This is a genomic window from Staphylococcus sp. AC872, from assembly GCF_979255425.1.
On record NZ_CEEDKW010000100.1, the window covers coordinates 1 to 232 of the forward strand.

The window sequence follows — 232 nt, forward strand, 5'->3', positions numbered from 1 at the left end:
GTCTCGGCCTGCTCGTAGGCGGGCTCCACGAGGCCGTAGACCATGCCGCGGTGCTCGGCGCATTCGCCCAGCGCGTAGATGCGGGCATCCGACGACTGCATCCGGTCGTCGACCTTGATGCCGCGCCCGGTCTCGATCCCGGCCTTCTGGGCCAGCCCCACATTGGGACGCACGCCCACCGACATCACCACGAGGTCGGCGGGCAGCACGGTGCCGTCGGACAGGACCAGGC

At 70.7% G+C, this 232-nt stretch carries 1 protein-coding gene; it reads right to left on the reverse strand.

Annotated features, from left to right (window positions below; translation table 11 throughout):
• Positions 1 to 232: FAD-dependent oxidoreductase (locus ACZ267_RS13080; protein WP_463680370.1), on the reverse strand; the 232-nt coding region annotated here is incomplete at both ends.